This window comes from Massilia luteola (genome assembly GCF_034420155.1).
In the GTDB taxonomy this organism is placed as follows: Bacteria; Pseudomonadota; Gammaproteobacteria; order Burkholderiales; family Burkholderiaceae_D; genus Telluria; species Telluria luteola.
In genome coordinates, this window is sequence record NZ_JAXOFN010000002.1 from 120,904 (window position 1) to 137,798 (window position 16,895).

Annotated in this window: 16 protein-coding genes; 6 read left to right on the forward strand and 10 right to left on the reverse strand. The window is 67.2% G+C overall.

Features of this window, described 5'->3' with window-relative positions:
• Positions 1–16 precede the first annotated feature (16 nt).
• The gene (locus tag U9J41_RS03550) at positions 17–238 is read right to left on the reverse strand and encodes a DUF7661 family protein (RefSeq protein ID WP_322400310.1); all 222 of its coding nucleotides are present in this window, start codon (positions 236–238) and stop codon (positions 17–19) included.
• A 264-nt stretch (positions 239–502) separates the two neighbouring features.
• Here U9J41_RS03550 and U9J41_RS03555 point away from each other — a divergent pair, with 264 nt between their 5' ends.
• On the forward strand, positions 503–1,285 hold the full coding sequence (locus tag U9J41_RS03555; protein ID WP_322400311.1) for a TatD family hydrolase: 783 nt from the start codon (positions 503–505) through the stop codon (positions 1,283–1,285).
• A gap of 3 nt (positions 1,286–1,288) precedes the next feature.
• On the forward strand, positions 1,289–1,978 hold the full coding sequence (locus tag U9J41_RS03560) for an ankyrin repeat domain-containing protein (RefSeq protein WP_322400312.1): 690 nt from the start codon (positions 1,289–1,291) through the stop codon (positions 1,976–1,978).
• On the opposite strand, the gene U9J41_RS03565 is transcribed toward U9J41_RS03560, so the two are convergent.
• A complete protein-coding gene (locus U9J41_RS03565; RefSeq protein WP_322400313.1) occupies positions 1,962–3,359 on the reverse strand; it encodes a diguanylate cyclase domain-containing protein in 1,398 nt (465 codons plus the stop codon). The two genes, U9J41_RS03560 and U9J41_RS03565, sit on opposite strands and share 17 nt — an antisense overlap.
• A gap of 180 nt (positions 3,360–3,539) precedes the next feature.
• Here U9J41_RS03565 and U9J41_RS03570 point away from each other — a divergent pair, with 180 nt between their 5' ends.
• The 4 genes from U9J41_RS03570 to lpxO all read left to right on the forward strand — a co-directional run bounded on the left by U9J41_RS03570 (position 3,540) and on the right by lpxO (position 6,371).
• Positions 3,540–4,463 (forward strand): class I SAM-dependent methyltransferase, encoded by a 924-nt coding sequence (locus U9J41_RS03570; protein ID WP_322400314.1) that lies wholly within the window; start codon positions 3,540–3,542, stop codon positions 4,461–4,463.
• Between the two features lie 275 nt (positions 4,464–4,738).
• Positions 4,739–4,939 carry a hypothetical protein gene (locus U9J41_RS03575; protein ID WP_322400315.1) on the forward strand — a complete coding sequence of 67 codons (201 nt, stop codon included), beginning with the start codon at positions 4,739–4,741 and terminating at the stop codon, positions 4,937–4,939.
• A gap of 111 nt (positions 4,940–5,050) precedes the next feature.
• Positions 5,051–5,278 carry a DUF6139 family protein gene (locus U9J41_RS03580; protein WP_056446582.1) on the forward strand — a complete coding sequence of 76 codons (228 nt, stop codon included), beginning with the start codon at positions 5,051–5,053 and terminating at the stop codon, positions 5,276–5,278.
• A gap of 193 nt (positions 5,279–5,471) precedes the next feature.
• Positions 5,472–6,371, forward strand: coding sequence for a lipid A hydroxylase LpxO (gene lpxO, locus U9J41_RS03585; protein WP_322400316.1), 900 nt, complete (start codon positions 5,472–5,474; stop codon positions 6,369–6,371).
• Between the two features lie 131 nt (positions 6,372–6,502).
• Here lpxO and U9J41_RS03590 read toward each other — a convergent pair whose 3' ends face one another.
• From U9J41_RS03590 to U9J41_RS03625, 8 genes are all read right to left on the reverse strand, one after another.
• A complete protein-coding gene (locus U9J41_RS03590; protein WP_322400317.1) occupies positions 6,503–7,879 on the reverse strand; it encodes an acetate kinase in 1,377 nt (458 codons plus the stop codon).
• A 22-nt stretch (positions 7,880–7,901) separates the two neighbouring features.
• Positions 7,902–8,405 (reverse strand): hypothetical protein, encoded by a 504-nt coding sequence (locus U9J41_RS03595; protein ID WP_322400318.1) that lies wholly within the window; start codon positions 8,403–8,405, stop codon positions 7,902–7,904.
• A gap of 11 nt (positions 8,406–8,416) precedes the next feature.
• On the reverse strand, positions 8,417–9,094 hold the full coding sequence (locus U9J41_RS03600) for a C39 family peptidase (RefSeq protein ID WP_322400319.1): 678 nt from the start codon (positions 9,092–9,094) through the stop codon (positions 8,417–8,419).
• A complete protein-coding gene (locus tag U9J41_RS03605; protein WP_322400320.1) occupies positions 9,091–9,519 on the reverse strand; it encodes a hypothetical protein in 429 nt (142 codons plus the stop codon). Before U9J41_RS03605 ends, U9J41_RS03600 begins: the two co-directional genes overlap by 4 nt.
• A gap of 60 nt (positions 9,520–9,579) precedes the next feature.
• Positions 9,580–11,850 (reverse strand): hypothetical protein, encoded by a 2,271-nt coding sequence (locus U9J41_RS03610; RefSeq protein ID WP_322400321.1) that lies wholly within the window; start codon positions 11,848–11,850, stop codon positions 9,580–9,582.
• Between the two features lie 282 nt (positions 11,851–12,132).
• Positions 12,133–13,470: a sigma-54 dependent transcriptional regulator gene (locus U9J41_RS03615; RefSeq protein ID WP_322400322.1), complete on the reverse strand. Its 1,338-nt coding sequence runs from the start codon at positions 13,468–13,470 to the stop codon at positions 12,133–12,135.
• A gap of 566 nt (positions 13,471–14,036) precedes the next feature.
• Entirely contained in the window at positions 14,037–14,804 is a 768-nt protein-coding gene (ybgF, locus tag U9J41_RS03620) for a tol-pal system protein YbgF (RefSeq protein WP_322400323.1), read from the reverse strand.
• A 93-nt stretch (positions 14,805–14,897) separates the two neighbouring features.
• Positions 14,898–16,868, reverse strand: a complete 1,971-nt coding sequence (locus U9J41_RS03625; RefSeq protein ID WP_322400324.1) for a peptidase U32 family protein — start codon at positions 16,866–16,868, stop codon at positions 14,898–14,900.
• Positions 16,869–16,895 lie beyond the last annotated feature (27 nt).

Genomic DNA, 16,895 nt, shown 5'->3' on the forward strand with positions numbered 1-16,895 from the left:
CCGTACAAGGCGCTTGCTAGCGGAGTGAGCAAGAGAGTGCAGTCACATTTTCCCCGGGTCGCGCGAATTCATGAAAGACGTCGTCGAGATAAGTGGCCAGGTCGCCCGCGGCCAAATCCGACGGAATGACGACGTCATTCAACGGGACTCTTTTTCCCAGGCCCGAGCGATACACCACCCACAAATCGTTCTCGCGACGTACTTCCACCTGAAAGCGGCCATAGATGTCGAATTTCATCTTGTGATTGTTTTGGGCGGTTAAGTTCTATGCCAGGGTTGGTTTGTCCGACGGGGAGCCATCGTACGCCGCGCTCGCCGGCAGCGGCGTTCATCCAGGGTGCTTCGGCCGGCGTTATCGCTTTCATGACGTAAGAGCGCATCATTCCCTTGAAGAGTCGACGCCAGCGAGATTACACGAACAATGCCGCGGCAAAATGCGTGGATACTCACGATGGCACGTGGACGATGAGCCGTCCCGGCTGCGCTCACGTACAATATCGGGATGTACATCGATTCCCACTGCCACATCAATTTCCCCGAGCTTGCCGCGCGCATGCCGGAGATCCTGGCCAAGATGGCCGAGAACAAGGTCTCGCACGCGTTGTGCGTGTCCGTCGACCTGCCGGATTTCCCCAGCGTGCTCGCCCTGGCCGAGCAATATCCGCACATCTATGCGTCGGTCGGCGTCCACCCCGACTACGAAGACACGCCCGAACCCACCGTCGCGCAACTGGTCGGGCTGGCCGATCACCCGAAGGTCATCGCGATCGGCGAGACGGGCCTCGATTATTACCGCCTGGAAGGCGACCTCGAATGGCAGCGCGAGCGCTTCCGCACGCACATCCGCGCGTCGCGCGCCACGCGCAAGCCACTGATCATCCACACGCGCGCCGCCAGCGCCGACACGATCCGCATCATGCGGGAAGAGGGCGCGGGCACGGACCAGGGCGGCGTCGCCGGCGTGATGCACTGCTTCACGGAGTCGCTGGATGTCGCGCAGGCCGCGATCGAGATGGGGTTCTACATCTCGTTTTCCGGCATCGTCACGTTCAAGAGCGCGAAAGACCTGCAGGCGGTGGCGCGGGCGGTGCCGCTGGACCGCATCCTCATCGAGACCGATTCGCCCTACCTGGCGCCCGTGCCCTACCGCGGCAGGATGAACGAGCCGGGTTATGTGGCGCACGTCGCGGAATACCTCGCGACGCTGAAGGACGTGCCGCTGCGCGAGATCGCCGACCGCACCACCGCCAATTTCTTCAACCTGTTCCAAGCCGCGAGGACCTGATCCATGATGCCCGCCAGCCCATTGCGCCGTACCGTCCTTCGTTCCTGCGTGCTCGCCGCCGCGCTGGCCGCCGGGATCCGTCCCGCGACGGCCGCGCCGACGGGCGGGCAGGTGACCGATTTCTTCCGCGCCGTGCAGATGGACGACCCCCGCACGGTGCAGTCGCTGCTGGGCAAGGTCGATCCGAACGAGGCCAATCCCATCGGCGGCGAACCGGCCCTGGTCCTCGCGGTGCGCGAAGGCGCGATGCGGGTGCTCGACGTGCTGCTGCGCCACCCGGGCACGAACGTCGACGCGGCCGCGCTGAACGGCAACACCGCGCTGATGATGGCGGCGTTCAAGAACAATCAGGCGGCGGCCGAGGCGTTGATCGCGAAGGGCGCGACCGTGAACCGTCCCGGCTGGACGCCGCTGCACTACGCGGCCGCCAGCGGCGCCGACGACATCGCCCGCCTGTTGCTCGCGCACGGCGCCCGTATCGACGCCCAATCGCCGCCCGCGAGCGGCAAGTACACGCCGCTGATGATGGCGGCGCGCGAGGGGCATGAAGACAGCGCGCTGTTCCTGCTCGCCCAGGGCGCCGATCCGCAACTGAAGAACGGCGAGGGCCTGACGGCGGCGCAGATCGCACGACGGGCCGATCACGGCACCATCGCGGCGGCGCTCGACAAGCGCGCTAAGTCCGCTCGCTGAGCGGATCCGGCACGGGCCATGCGGCGGCGTCCGGCGTCGCTTTTTGGGCCCGCTTCCTCGCATACATGCGCGCGTCCGCATGCATCAGCAGCGTCTCGACCTGGTCCGCATGGTCCGGGAACAGCGCGCAGCCGATGCTGACGCCGATGTGCAGCGGCGCGCACTGCGTCGGCACGGGCCGCGCCAGCGCGGCGCGGATCTTGTCGGCGCACCGTTCGGCGTCCGCGGGCGCCTGCAGGTCTTCCAGCAGCAGCACGAATTCGTCGCCGCCGAGGCGGGCCACCGTGTCGGACTGGCGCGCGCACTCCACCAGCCGGGCCGCGACCTCGCGCAGCAGGGCGTCGCCGGCGGCGTGGCCGTGGCGGTCGTTGACCTGCTTGAAATCGTCGACGTCCACGTACAGCAGGCCGAGCCGCGACTGGCAGCGCCGCGCCCGCGCGACGGCCGTCCGGATACGGTCGAAGAACAGGCGCCGGTTCGGCAATCCCGTCAGCTCGTCGTAGCAGGCCGAGCGCATCAGGTCGTCGTGCAGGCGCTTGCGCTCCAGCGCCAGGCCGACCTGCGCCGCGACGAAGTGCAGCAGCCCGCGGTCGGCCGGGGAATATCCGGTGCCGGTGCGGTCGCGGAGCAGCAGGGCGCCGATGGTGCCGGCCGGGCCTTTCAATTCGACCATCAGCCATGTGTTCAGGCGTCCTCGTGCGGCGTGGCGGACGGCGGCGGGCGCGAGCGCGTCCGGGGTCGATGCGGTCGCGCGCCAGCGCGCGAGGCAGGCCCGCGACGGCAGCCGGCCCCGTTCGTCGTGGTCGCGCTGGTAGATGACCTTGAAGCCGTGCTGCGGCGTCGGGTCGGTGACGACCACCATGCCGGGCGCGCCGACCAGCCGGTCGAGGATGCCGTGGATCTCGCCGCACAGTCCGGCCAGGTCGGATGCCTGGTAGGCGGCTTCGGAAATGGCATACGTCGCGGCCTGGCGCCGCTCGGCGCGCTTGCGCAGGCTGACGTCGCGCGCGACGCCCAGGCGCAGGCCCTGGTCGGCGATCCAGCGCGCCGACCACATGATGTCGACGCAGTGGCCATCCTTGTGCAGGTAGCGGTTCTCGAAGCCGCTGCGGTCCTGGCCGGCCAGCACGCGCGCCCCTTCGGCGGCGGTCGCGTCGCGGTCGCCGGGGACGACGAAATCGAGCACGTATTGTCCGATCAGCTCGGTCGGCCGGTAGCCGAGCATGCGCTCGCAGCCTGCGCTGACGTCGACGATGATGCCGCAACGGTCCACCAGGAAGACGACGTCCAGCAAGAGGTCGGCGATGTTCGCCGAGAGGGAACGGATCGAATGGACCATGGCGGCCGGCGCGGGTGACGGATGGTGGGAAAATCCTAACATTCCCTTACGGCAAATAGCTAGTTGTATTTGCCAACACATCGCGCTTGTCCCATCGATCCGACAAACTGGGCGGAAAATCCCCGTCAGATCCGCGCATCAGTTGCTTCCTGGCATGCACATAATGCAGCCTGAGATCAACAATGGCGCCGGCAGGACCGCGGGCCCGACAACGAGGACACAATGCTGAACGAACGCGAAATCGAGAGCTGCTACCTGGGGCAGTTCATTCCGGTCCACTACCATCACAACATGCTGATGGATCACAACCGCATGCACAGCTTCAAGTCGGCGATCTACCACGCGGTCAAGCCGGGCATGAAAGCGCTGGAACTGGGCGGCGGCACGGGCGTCCTGTCGTTCTTCGCGGCCCAGAACGCATCGAAGGTCTATTGCGTCGAGTTCAATCCGGACATGGTGCGCGAAGCGCGCCGCTTCCTCGCCATGAACCCGAACGGGCACAAGGTCGAGGTCGTCCATGCGGATGCGTTCGAATACCTGCCGCCGGAGCCGGTCGACATCGTCATTTGCGAAATGATCCACGTGGGCATGCTGCGCGAAAAGCAGGTCGAGGTGATCGAGTCGTTCAAGCGCCGCTACCTGGCCCGCTTCGGCGGCCCGCTGCCGATCTTCATGCCGGAAGCCGTCATCATGGCCGCGCAGCCGCTGCAGCTCGAATACGATTTCGAAGGCTTCTATGCGCCGATCGTGCAGTTCCAGCCGACCAACGTGATCTACCCGGGCACCATCGAACTCGCGCAGCCGGGCGTGTATTCCGTCATGGATTTCAGCCAGAGCGTGGGCGACGCCATCGCGTGGGAAGGCCAGTTCCGCATGGAGCAGGGCGGCCGCCTCAACGCGCTGCGTTTCATCACCAAGAACGTCCTGACGATCATCGAGGAACGCGGCACGACGATCGACTGGCTGAACCACTACATGATGCTGCCGCTGGCCACGCCGCTGGACGTGCAGCAGGGCGACGTCGTGCAGGTGAGCTTCGCGTACCGCGCGGGCGGGTCGATTCCGTCGCTGGAAGCGTCGATGCGGGCCGAGGTCGTCGTGCGCGCGGGCGAGCCGGTGCAGGTGCGCGACACGGCGTTTGCCTGAGTCCGGGCGCCTGGCATCGTCGCCCCTGCGCTGGCAGGGGCCCAGGTTTAGCGTGACGCGTGCAGAAATTGGGTCCCCGCCTTCGCGGGGACGACGCTGTTAACATCCGCGTGCCCCTGCATCCCCCGTTCGTCCGCCCCACCGCTCGCCCCCGCTTTTTCCCCGTCCATCCGCCCCGCCGGCCGTCCATCGCAGAACGATTGCGCATTGGCGTCCATACAACTACAGTCACAACGTCGGGCCGCAACGGCCTATTTTGACTGATGGAGCTGGCGATGCTGGGTTTCCTCGTGTGGTTGATGTTATTGTTCCTGTGCTGGCCGATCGCGCTGCTGGCGCTCGTGATGTATCCGCTCGTCTGGCTCCTGCTGCTGCCGTTCCGCCTGCTCGGGATCGGCGTGGAAGCCGTGTTCGAACTGCTGCGCGCCGTCGTCATGCTGCCGGCGCGCGTGCTCGGGGGCGGTGTCGGTCGCTGAACGTTGACGGCCGGCCAGTGTGCGCGGATTAACAGACGATGACGAACCGTTCGCCTATCGTGCCATACTGATGGCTTTCATTCGAAGGTCATGCTTTTAAAGGATATGACTATGCGCCTGGACATCTACCGCAGAGCCGAACACGACGGCAAGTTTTCTTACCTGGCCGTCCCCGAGACCCGTAACATCCCCGAGGAAGCCACGAATACCGACTGGGAAGTCGAAGCACGGGCCTTCGAAGTCGACGATGACGCCGGCGACCTGCCGGATTACGATATCCAGAACCTCACCGGCCAGCTGGCCGAAAAAGGATACGCCGTCACGTCGTTGATGCACTGAAGGCGCAGTCGCCCCGGCGCTGTCGCGTTGTCACGACAAGTTGAACGACAGTCGATTTACAGCGCGCGGCCGTATCCCATCCGTCCGGGGCAGCCGGGCGGATGGCGTACGGCCGCGTATCGCATATGGTATCCTTGCGCCTCGTTTAAATTGATCCGGGCCGCACGACGCGGCGGGACAGGTCGGAGGCGTAATGAAGTGGTTTGTCGTCGGTTTCCTGGTGCTGTCGGTCCTGCACATCCATTTCCGCGGTAAGGTCCGGCTGCCGTTCGGCCGCCAGTTGTTCGACCATTCGTCGTTCATGGCGCCGATCAATATGTTCATGCATCTGTTTTCGAAGGTGCCGAGCACGCCCTATATTCCCGTGCGCGAATTCCCCGAGCTGGCCGTGCTGCAGGAAAACTGGCCGACGATCCGCGACGAAGGCCTGCGCCTCATCGAGCTCAAGAAGATCAAGGCGTCCGAGCAGAACAATGACGCCGGCTTCAATTCCTTTTTCAAGACGGGCTGGAAGCGCTTCTACCTGAAGTGGTACGACGCCAGCCATCCGTCGGCCGAGCGCCTGTGCCCGCAAACGCATGCGTTGCTGCAACGCATCCCGTCGGTGAAGGCGGCGATGTTCGCCGAGCTGCCGCCGGGCGCCAAGCTGAATCCGCACCGCGACCCGTTCGCCGGCTCGATGCGCTACCACCTGGGCCTGGCCACGCCGAACGACGACCGCTGCTTCATCGAAGTCGACGGCCAGCGCTACAGCTGGCGCGACGGCCAGGGCGTCATCTTCGACGAAACGTATATCCATTGGGCGGAGAACGCGAGCGACAGCGACCGTCTCATCCTGTTTTGCGACGTCGAGCGCCCGATGCGCTTCGGCTGGATGCAGGCCGTCAACCGCTGGCTGGGCCGCACGATGATGACGGCGGCCGCGTCGCCGAACGAGACCGGCGATCAAACGGGGCTCGTCAGCAAGCTGTTCCGCGTTTCCCACGTGATGGGCCAGTACCGGCGCCGCTACAAGGCATGGAACAAGACGGCGTACAAGGCGACGAAAGTCGCGCTGATCGTCGGCCTGGCGGCGCTCGTCTACTACATCTGATCAAAAAAGGGCAGCAAGCAAGGTCGGGTGGGCGGCCCCCGCCCACGCGGCCGCACCGGCTGCGCCGGAAAAAAAAAGAGCCGCAAGCGCGGCCCTTTTCGGTGGGCCGCGCCTTGCGGCCAAAGGGGATGCTAGAACGTGAATGGCATCCTGACCATCAGCGTGACGTCGGGCGTATCGCGCGTGAGGCCGGCGCCGACCGAGACGCTCAGCGTGCGGTTGTTCTTCATCCGGTACGAGTAGCCCAGCAGCAGGGTGCCCAGCTGCACCCGGACCGAACCCGGGATCACGACGCCGTTCTGGTGCATACGGCCGACGGAGTTGTGGTCGTAGCCGATGCTGAACGACGCCTTCTCGTTCAGCGCCAGCCCCATGCCGAAGTTGAAGCCGAACACGTCGCCCGGATCGATCTCGCCCAGCAACTCCCTGTCGCCGTTCAGCACGGTCCGGTAGACGTTGCCGCGCTTGAAGTTCTTCGTGTAGCTGAAGCCGCCGAAGAAGATCGCCGGGTCGGACGGCAGCAGCCACGTCAGGCTCGGCTGGACCGAGTAAAAGCCGGAACCGGTCGGCAGGTCCAGCGGCAGGCCCGTCCCCGTCACGTTCTGGCCCACGCAGCGGGTCTGGCAGTCGGTGATGACCTGGAACGGGTCGCGTCCCGTGCGCGACTTGAAGCGCAGGCCGGCGATGTAGTACGGCGTGTCGACGCCGCCGTCGTTCAGCTGGTAGCGCCAGCCCAGTTCGATGTCGCCGATGCCCTTGCCGCTGGTCTCGAACGCGCGCTCGGCCGCCGTGCCGGTGAACAGCTCGCGGCTGACGGTGGAATCGCTGCGGTAGACGTAGGGTATCTTCGCCTCGATTTCCAGACGATTGTCGACGCCGTAGCGGAACGTGGCCGTGGCCGTCGTGGTGTTGCGTTTCACTTCGCGCACGTCCAGGAGGCCGATCAGCAGGGCCGGGATCACCGTGTAGCCGACGAGCGCCACGCGGTTGCTGGACGAATAGCCGTACTGCACGGACGGTTCGAACACGACCTTGCCCCGCGGCGTGAGCACGCCCGGGGTCTCGAAGATCGGCGCCACTTCCGGTGCGCGCGGCGCGGGCGGGCGGCCGACGGCGGCGTCGCCCTGCGCCTGGCCGGCGTCGGCGAGCGCGCCGCCGGTCCCGCGCAGCGGCGCGAGACGGCTGGGATAGACGGGTTGCGCGAGCGGGACCGCGGGCGCGGCCTGGGCCTGCAGCGGGTCGCCCGGTTGCGGCGCCGGCAGATTGCCGGTGCCGCGCATCCGTTCGAGCTGGGACGGCGCCGCCGCGGCCGCGTTCGCGGGCGCCACGACGCCGCTCGCGCGCAGCTGACGTTCCAGTTCGTCGACGCGCGCGCGCTGCTCTTCCAGCTGTTGTCGCATGATCTTGAGCTGCTCGAGGAGGTCAGTGCCGGACTGGGCGCCGGCCGGAATGGCCGCCAGTGCCACGCTGACACCAATCACGCCGTACAGCGCTGGAATTCTTTGCATAAGTCTTCTCCAGGTAGATCCGTCACCTGCCGGTGGCGGCGGTATTGAGCGCGTTCGCGAGGCTGGACTGGAAATTCATGGCCTGCAGCAGGCCGCGCGCGTTCACGCTTGCATTGATGATGGTCTGGTTGTTGATCAACTGGTTGTTCAGGCTGTTCTGGATGACGGTACCGCCCAGGGTCGTGTCGCCCATCTGGACGTTGAACGTGCCGCCGCCGTTCTGGATCAGGCGCACCTGGGCGGCCGTGTCCGCGGACAGCGTACTCTGGCCGCTCGTCAGCCGGCCGAGGTCGCCGAGGTTGAGCTCGCTGCGCTCGGCCAGGTTGCCGTTGATCGTCACGATGCGCTCGATGCCGAGCGTCACCGCGAGGCCGTTGTCGGTGACGAAACCGCCGCGGTAGTCGTCCAGCTGGGTCGACGCGACGGCGTTGGCGCTGCTGAACGGATTGTCCGGGCCGCCGGCATGGCCCTGCGTCGCGATCGCGGCGCTGGCCAGCACGAGGCCGATCTGGACGGGGATGCGCATGGGGTCTCCTGTCAAAAATCGCCCGGACCGAATTTCGGCAGCGTCGTCATGTCGATCGCGGTCCGGGCGACGCCGTCGGCCAGCGGCGCGCGCGGTGCGGCGCGCCAGTCGACGTCGGCGTTGAACGAAGGCTTGCCCGGCGCGTCGTGGATCACGAACAGCAGCCGGGTCGGCCAGATGGATTCGAAGTGTTCGCGCGTGATCGAGCGGGTGCCGCTGGACGGATCGCCCAGCAGGATGCGCCCGTCCTCCGCGCCCTTGATCACGACGAAGTGGTTGTAGCCCTTTTCCGAGATCAGCACGATGGCGGGCAGTTTGCTGTCGAACAGCTTCTGCAGCGGCACCTGGAAACCGTCCGCCTTGAAGCCGATCTTCGCGAGATAGCGCTGCATGTCGAGCAGCGAAAAGCCTTCGCGCCGGATCTTGGCCTGGTCGCCGTTGTCCCACATCGCCTTGAAGGCGACGGTTTCGCTGACCGGATAGCCGTAGTGATAGGTCAGCAGCGTGGCCAGCGCGGCCGAGCCGCAGCTGAAGTCGTATTGCTGGCGGGTCGTCGAGGTGAAGCGCAATTCGCGCATGCTCTTCACCGGCACGTTGAAACGGGCGCCGCCCGCGATCGGCAGGTCGGCCGCGTTCACGCAGGTGGCGCCCAGGAGTGCGCACAGCAGGGGCAGGGCGCTGTGTTTCATTTGAACTGCAGGTTGACGATGGTGGCGCTCTGGATCAGGACGTTCGCGCCGCTGTTCTGGATCACCACCGGGATGCCCGACATATTGGCGAACGCCCCGGTGTCAATACTGTTCGACCCCGTGACGACGTTCACCGCGCTGTTGCCGGTCACGACGCCGCTGAGATTCGCGTTGTTGGTGGTGACGTACGTGTCCGTTCCACCGCGCGAATGCTCCAGCTTGCCCAGGTCGGCGGCCGGACCGAAGCCCAGCGAATCCGGTGCCTTTGCCGTCTTGTCCGCACCCGTGTCCGGCCTGGCGGCCGGCGGGCTGCCCTGGACGGGGACCGCGAGTTCCGGTCCCGCCCAGGCCGCGGATGCGCAGGCCGCGAGCACAGCGAAGCTGCACACGCGGTTGCTGGCCTTGCTCTTGAGTGATGACTGCATTGTCTACCCCCGGGTTGCTTCGAGAAACCGCCGTGCCGGTCGGCACGGCGGTCCACCGCCTTACTTGCCGACAGCCAGGTTGCTCTGCACGTTCACGCTCTGTTGCACCAGCGAGGAGAAGCCGTTGTTCTGGCTCACCACCATCACACCCGCAGCCGACTGGCCGACACCGCTCATGGTGTTGGACATGTTGAAGGTGCCGGCATTGACCGAGTTCGAGCCGCCGTTGCCGCCCGTGCCAGCACCGCCCATGCCGCCGGTACCGATGCCGGCCGTGATGTTGGCCAGCGCGCCGCCGGCGCCGCCGGTGGTCGTGCCGCCGTTGCCGCCATTGCCGCCGTTGCCGGCGGTCGAGTCGCCCACCGTGGCCGAGCCGGTCGTCGCTGCGCCGCTGCTGGCGGAGCCGGTCGTGGCCGCACCGCTCGATGCCGCACCGCCGGCCGCGCCTGCGCCGCCCGTGTTCGATGCCATGCCGCTGGCGGCACCCGCGCCGCCCGCTGCGCCGGCACCTGCCGCGCCGGAGCTCGCGGTGCCTGCCGCACCCGCACCGCCTGCGCCCGAGCTCGCCGTACCGGCCGCGCCTGCACCGCCCGCGCCGCCTGCGCCGCCCGAATTGGCCGCACCGTTACCGGCCGTCGAGGTCAGGCCGCCGCCCGCACCGCCGGCTGCGCCGGTTGCGGCACCGCCCGCTGCGCCGGCACCGCCGGCATTCGATGCCATGGCGCCGGAGCCGCCCGCACCGCCGGCCGCACCGGCCGCACCCGAGCCGCCCATGCCGCCGGCCGCACCGGCCGCGCCCGAACCGCCCATGCCGCCGGCCGCACCGGCCGCACCCGAACCGCCCGTGCCGCCGGCTGCGCCAGCCGCGCCCGCACCGCCGGCGCCGCCCGTTCCCATGCCGGCCGTCGAGGTCGAATCGCCGCCCGTGGCCATGCCGCTCGTGGCCGTCGACGTGCCCGCGTTGGCGTTGCCGCTGCCGCTGAGACCGCCAGCGCCCGACGTCGCCGTGTGGGTGCCATTGCTGGCCGCGCCGCCGGTGGCCGCGTTGGCCGCCGTCGAGCCGCCACCGGTGCCTGCGCCGGCCAGGCCGCCCGCGCCGCCAAAGCCGCCCGAGCCGCCGCCAGCACCCGCGCCGCCCGCACCGCCGGCTGCGCCTGCCGCACCCGCACCGCCCGCACCGCCGGCTGCGCCGGCCGCACCCGCTCCGCCCGCACCACCGGCCGCGCCTGCGCCGCCCGCGCCGCCGGTGGCGGCACCCGTGCCGCCGCCCATGCCGCCCGTGCCGGCGATCGTGGGGCCGCTGGCGCCGCCGTTGCCGCCGGTCGTGGCGCCGGTGGCGCCGCCGTTGCCGCCCGAAGCCAGGCCGCCGGCACCACCTGCGGCGCCGGCGCCGCCGCTGGCGGCCGCGCCGCCGGTCAGGCCGCCGTTACCGCCCGACGCGCTCGCGGCGCCGGTCGATCCGCCGAAGCCGCCGGCCGCACCCGCGCCGCCCGCGCCGCTCGACGCGCCCGTGGCCACGCCGCCCGCGCCGCCCGTGCCGGCGATTGCGCCGCCGGTGGTGGCCGCACCTGCGTTGGCGTTGCCGGTCGTGGCCGCGCCGGCGCTCGCGCCGCCGTTGGAGGCCGAGCCGCCCGCAGCGCCCGCGGCACCGTTCGCGTTGCCGGAGCCGCCACCCGCGCCGGTGCTCGCCGTGATCCCGCCACCCGTGCCCGCCGCGCCGGCGCCGGCCGTACCGGCGGCGCCGTTGGCATTACCGCTGTTGGTCGCGACGTTGCCGATGTTCTGGATGTTGTTGCCCGAGACGCTGCCGTTCAGGTTCGCGGTGGCGTTGGCCGACGAGGTATTGAAGCTGTTCGAGAAGGTCGACGTGGCCGTACCGCCGTTGTTCGCAGCGGTGCCGCCGATGGCGGAGGCCGTCGCATCGCCGGAGCTGTGGTTGCTGTTGTTCGTGCTCGTGTTGGTGCTGTTGTTGCTGCTGTCGTGTGTGCTGTTATTGCTGCTGTCGTGCGTGCTGTGGTCGCTGTTGTCCGTGGTCGTCGTGTTGACGCTGTGGTCGCTGTTGTCGTGCGTGCTGTTGTTGTGCGTACTGTTGTCGTGTGTGCTGTTGTTGGTGTTCGTGGTCGTCGCGGTGCTGGTGTTGGTGGTGGTGTTCGTGCTGTTGTTGCTGTTGTCGTGCGTACTGTTATTGCTGTTGTCGTGGGTACTGTTGTCCGTCGAACGGGTCGTGGTCTGCGTGGCCGTGCTGCCGCCGCGCGCGAGGTTCGAGTCCTGGGCTTGTGCGCTCAACGAGAAAGCCAGCGAAATAGCAGTCACGAGCAAGGTCTTGTTCATTCGAGTTCCCCTCTGGGTTTGATGGTTGGTGATGGGTCGGCCGTAGCGCCGACATACATCCCTTTGCACTTTCAGTGCCAGCCATACTGAAGAGTTCGCTAACCCATTGTTTTTGTTGACTTTGTGCGCATCATCCTACAAGCCTGTCAGAGAAAATCTGGCACGATTTGCCGAAAATATCGAAAAAGTGTTCCAGTTCCGGTACAACTGTGTAACGCTGGGTACGCCACCGCACAAAAAAAAGTGGACACCTTGTCCACTTGTGCGCCACGCGGCGTGCGCTCACGCGCGCATGCCGTGCTTGCTCAGCAATCGGTACATCGTCGTGCGCGAGACGCCCAGGTCGCGCGCGGCCCGGCTCACGTTGTGGCCGCTGCGGTCCAGGCATTCACGCAGGGCGCTCCGCTCGGAGCGCAGGCGCGTGTCGTCCAGCGCCGCGGGCGCCGGCGCGACGATCCCGCGCGTGAGGCCCAGGTCTTCGGGCATGACGAGCCGTCCGTCCGACATGACGAGCGCGCGCCGCACCCGATTGATCAATTCGCGCACATTGCCCGGCCAGTCGTGATCGAGGATCGCCTCGATCGCGCGGTTGGAAAACCCCTTCAGGCGCGGCGATTTTTCGCTCGCGTACACGTGGAAGAAGTGCTCGGCCAGCGTGACGAGGTCGTCGCGCCGTTCGCGCAGCGGCGGCACCGTCACGGGCAGCACGGCGAGGCGGTAGTACAGGTCTTCGCGGAACGCGCCGCTGGCCACGGCCTGCTGCAGGTGCACGTGCGACGCGGCGATCACGCGCACGTCGACGCGGATGTTGCGCGTGCTGCCGAGGCGGCAGATCGTCTTCTCCTGCAGGAAGCGCAGCAGGTTCGCCTGCAGGTCCTTGGGCAGGTCGCCGATTTCGTCGAGGAATAGCGTGCCGCCGTCCGCCGATTCGATCAGGCCCGCCTTGCCGCGCGTGGCGCCCGTGAACGCGCCCCGTTCATAGCCGAACAGCTCGGAGTGGATCAGGCTGGGCGCGATGGCGCCGCAGTTGATCGGCACGAACGGGCCCGCGGCGCGGTCCGACTGGGCGTGGATCGCCTGGGCCGTCAACTCCTTGCCGCTGCCGCTTTCGCCCCAGATCAGCACGGGTGCCGCGACCTTGGCCACGCGCGAGACCTGCGCCCGCAAGCGCGCGATCGCGTCGCAGCTGCCGATCAGCGGCGACGCCGGATCGTCCCCCGGCGCGTCGGCCTGGTTCGGGCGCCCGCGCAGCATCGCCCAGCCGTGCGCGTGGCCGAGGGTGTGGGCCAGCCGCACCGGGTCGACGGGGGCCGTGTGGTAATCGCACAGGTGTTCCACGACGAGGTCGCGGCACGGACCGGATTCGAGGTCGCGCGGACTGAACACGCCGACCCACTGCATGTGGCTGTGGCGGCGCAGGAAGCTGTCGACGTCGGCCGGGCGGTGCTGCTCGCGGTCGTGCACGAGCAGGCCGACCAGGTAGCGGTCGTCACGCAGTTCGCGCCCGGCGTCGCCGAGGTTGCAGACACTGCGGATCTCCCAGTCGTGCATCGCCTCGTCCAGCAGCGCATGGGCACCCGGGGCGTCCGGGACAATGCACAGCAAGCGTTTTCGGGTCATCCATCCTCCTTCGGGCAGTCGGCCGGTTCACGCAGCGCGGCGGACGAACGGGAGAACCGGCAATCTCTTTACGAGTGTAACTATTTGCAAGAATTATGCCGCTCAGTAGCCTGTTGGCAATTTCTTACTATCAGTTGAACTTTGATCAACATTATGCCGCGTGTGAAACATTCGTGTCGGACGATACAAACTGGACGGTGGACTGGTTTGACGACCCGGTGTCGCCGCCGCGCGCGTGCGCGCCCGCGCGTGTCGTCTCGGTACCGGGTCGTACCGCCATCCCCTCCAAACCGGGCGCCGCCACTTGTTACAGTGAGTTACAACTTTGTACTTTGTGGTTACATGTGTCAAGCTTGCCATAACGCCGCGTTGCTTATTTGCGGCGCACAATACGGCAAGATTCCGCTGGGATACGGATGGGGAGCGTGCCTCCGGAAGGACGGCAGCGCGTGACGGGGCGGAGCGGCCGCTCAGCGGGCGCGACCGACCTCTGGTGACGCGGCGGTGCCACCGATTCCCGGCGCACCGTGTCGAACGGATGCTGCCGGGTGCGAGCCAAGGTTCCGCTATTTCAGGCCGGCGAGCCGGTCCTTCGCTTCCTGCGTCGCGGGCGAATCCGGAAACGTCCGGATCAGCCGCTCCAGCGTGTTCCTGGCAGCCTTCCTGTCTTTCAGTGCCGTGTAACTGCTGGCAATGTTGAGCAGCGCATCCGGTGCGCTGGCGCTGTCTCCATACGTGCTGGCGACGACTTCCTGGGCGGCGATCGCCCGCTTGTAGTCGCTGAGCGCATAGTACGCGTTGCCCAACCCGTGCTGCGCATCCGGCACGTAGGCCGACGAAGGGTTACGCTTGATGAAATCGGCGAATGCGTTGGCGGCGCCCTCGTAGTCGCCCGACTTGAACAGGTTCCATGCCGCGTCATGGCTCCGTTGTTCGCTCGGCGTCACGTCGACGGCCTTGCCATCGATGGTCTGCTGCTGTGGCTCGAGCTTCCGCATGCGTGCGTCGAGGTCGGCGTACAGGGTGTTCTGGTTTTTCCGCCCCGTTTCGACCAGGTTCTTCAATTCCTCGATCTGGCCGCGCAGGCTTGCGATTTCCCGCATGGTCTGCTCATGCTGGTTCAGCATATCGAGCGCAACCGACTGGTCGGATTTGGTGTCGATCCTCGCGCTCATGGCGCCGAGGTCGCGGGAGATCGCCTCGACCTTGCCTTGCATGGCGACGATCGCGCGGCGCGCCCCGTCGTCGTCGAACACGCCGGCATTTGCATGCGAAGGCAACCACACGGCCAGCGCGAGGCAGGCAGTGGCGAAGCGGGTCCGGGACGGTTTCATATCTCTTGCTCTTTCCAATTCCGGTGACTAATACGGCTCAGTATACGGAAATTGTTGCTCCAAAAGCAAACAAGGGATGTCGACAGGGGCACTTCAGGCGCGCGGCCGCTGGCGGTGGAACACGAGCGGGCTGTACGGAATGGCCGACGGCGGCGGCGAATTCAGGACGCCGGGTTTCATCGCGCCGACCACGTGCATCTCGCACGGCTTGCAATCGAATTTCAGCGTGTAGCGCTCGTCGCCGCTGACGAGGGTCATCGGTTCGGCGCGCACCTGGCCCTGCACGCCTTGCACGCCCTTCGCCTGCTTGGGGCACAGGTTGAACGAGAAGCGCAGGCAGTGCTTGGTGATCATCAGCGGCACTTCGCCCGGTTCTTCGTGCGACTCGTACGCGGCGGCGATCAGCTGCACGCCGTGCTTGTGATAGAACGCGCGCGCCTTTTCGTTGTACACATTGGCCAGGTAGCTCAAATGCGTCTCCGGATACGCGGCCGGCGGTTCCACCGCTTGCGCGCGTTGCGGGCGCTGCCAGGCGGCCAGGCGCGCCGCTTCCTGGGCGGCGATGGCGTCGCGGCGCAGGCCGTTGATGGCGCTCGCCGGCACGAACCACGGTTGCGACAGCGCGACGTCGATCGCGCCCGCCTCGAACATCGTGTTCCCCAGCTTGCCCACGCTCGCGCGCAGGCCCGCCAGCGCCTGTTCGGCCTGCTGGGCCGGCTGCAGGGCCAGCGCCGCTTCGGTCGTCGTCGTGATGCCGTCCTCGTCCGTGACAGTCAGGCGCAGGCCGCCGGCGACGTCTTCCAGGCGCAGGTCCACGCGCACCTTGCGGTCCGCCGATTTTTTCGAGAGCGCGGCTTCCCACTGGTGGTCGCGGTTGCGGTGGACGACGGTGCCGACCTTCAGGCCCGGCAGCGTGGCGAGCCCTTCGTTCGGGAACACGCGCCAGCGCTGGCCGTCGGCATCCTCGCCGAGCTTTTGCACCGTATTGGCCTGGATGCCGACGGTGTCGCGCTTGTGCATGTAGTTCAGGCCGTCGCCATTGGCCATCGCCTCGTTCGTGACGAGATCGAAATTGTCGCCGCCGATGCGCGCGACCGTGCCCAGTTCCACGCCGACGTATTTGGGCGAATCGAAGGCGCCGATGGTCTGCTGGCGGCCCTGGGCGAAATAATCGGTGTGGCCGCGGTGGAAATTCTTGTCGACGTCGGGCGTGAACATGACCTGCGTCCGGCCGCTCGCCGCGCGCGCCAGCTCGGGGCGGCGTTCCAGGATCTCGTCCAGCAGCAGGCGGTAATGGGCCGTGATGTTCTTCACGTAACCCATGTCCTTGTAGCGGCCTTCGATCTTGAAGGAACGAATACCCGCGTCGACGAGCGCTTCCAGGTTGCGGCTCTGGTCGTTGTCCTTCATCGACAGCAGGTGTTTTTCGTAGGCGACGACGCGGCCCTGGCCGTCGGACAGCGTGTACGGCAGGCGGCACGCCTGCGAGCAGTCGCCCCGGTTGGCGCTGCGGCCCGTGTCCGCGTGCGAGATGTAGCACTGGCCGGAGAACGCGACGCACAGGGCGCCGTGGATGAAGTATTCGAGCGGGGTCTCGACCTGGGCGCGGATCGCCTTGATCTGCTCGATGGTCAGCTCGCGCGCCAGCACGAGTTGCGAGAAACCGACTTGCGACAGGAATTTCGCCTTCTCGACCGTGCGGATGTCGCACTGGGTGCTGGCGTGCAGCTGGATCGGCGGCAGGTCCATCTCGAACATCGCCATGTCCTGCACGATCAGCGCGTCGACGCCGGCGTCGTACAGTTGATGGATCTGGCTGCGCGCGGTCTCCAGTTCGGCGTCGTGCAGGATCGTGTTCATCGTCACGAAGATGCGCGCGCGGTAACGGTGCGCGAATTCGACGAGCGCCGCGATGTCTTCCAGCGTATTGCTCGCGTTGTGGCGCGCGCCGAACGCGGGGCCGCCGATGTAGACCGCGTCGGCCCCGTGCAGGATGGCTTCGCGGCCGATCTCGGCGGTTTTGGCGGGGGACAGCAGTTCCAACTGGTGGGCGAGCAGTGACATGGCGGTTTCCTGGCGAGGCGCGAAAGG

Coding starts and splice junctions, on each gene's coding strand:
- U9J41_RS03550 (WP_322400310.1), bottom strand. CDS start 238: ATGAAATTCGACATCTATGGCCGCTTTCAGGTGGAAGTACGTCGCGAG.
- U9J41_RS03555 (WP_322400311.1), top strand. CDS start 503: ATGTACATCGATTCCCACTGCCACATCAATTTCCCCGAGCTTGCCGCG.
- U9J41_RS03560 (WP_322400312.1), top strand. CDS start 1,289: ATGATGCCCGCCAGCCCATTGCGCCGTACCGTCCTTCGTTCCTGCGTG.
- U9J41_RS03565 (WP_322400313.1), bottom strand. CDS start 3,359: ATGTTAGGATTTTCCCACCATCCGTCACCCGCGCCGGCCGCCATGGTC.
- U9J41_RS03570 (WP_322400314.1), top strand. CDS start 3,540: ATGCTGAACGAACGCGAAATCGAGAGCTGCTACCTGGGGCAGTTCATT.
- U9J41_RS03575 (WP_322400315.1), top strand. CDS start 4,739: ATGCTGGGTTTCCTCGTGTGGTTGATGTTATTGTTCCTGTGCTGGCCG.
- U9J41_RS03580 (WP_056446582.1), top strand. CDS start 5,051: ATGCGCCTGGACATCTACCGCAGAGCCGAACACGACGGCAAGTTTTCT.
- lpxO (WP_322400316.1), top strand. CDS start 5,472: ATGAAGTGGTTTGTCGTCGGTTTCCTGGTGCTGTCGGTCCTGCACATC.
- U9J41_RS03590 (WP_322400317.1), bottom strand. CDS start 7,879: ATGCAAAGAATTCCAGCGCTGTACGGCGTGATTGGTGTCAGCGTGGCA.
- U9J41_RS03595 (WP_322400318.1), bottom strand. CDS start 8,405: ATGCGCATCCCCGTCCAGATCGGCCTCGTGCTGGCCAGCGCCGCGATC.
- U9J41_RS03600 (WP_322400319.1), bottom strand. CDS start 9,094: ATGAAACACAGCGCCCTGCCCCTGCTGTGCGCACTCCTGGGCGCCACC.
- U9J41_RS03605 (WP_322400320.1), bottom strand. CDS start 9,519: ATGCAGTCATCACTCAAGAGCAAGGCCAGCAACCGCGTGTGCAGCTTC.
- U9J41_RS03610 (WP_322400321.1), bottom strand. CDS start 11,850: ATGAACAAGACCTTGCTCGTGACTGCTATTTCGCTGGCTTTCTCGTTG.
- U9J41_RS03615 (WP_322400322.1), bottom strand. CDS start 13,470: ATGACCCGAAAACGCTTGCTGTGCATTGTCCCGGACGCCCCGGGTGCC.
- ybgF (WP_322400323.1), bottom strand. CDS start 14,804: ATGAAACCGTCCCGGACCCGCTTCGCCACTGCCTGCCTCGCGCTGGCC.
- U9J41_RS03625 (WP_322400324.1), bottom strand. CDS start 16,868: ATGTCACTGCTCGCCCACCAGTTGGAACTGCTGTCCCCCGCCAAAACC.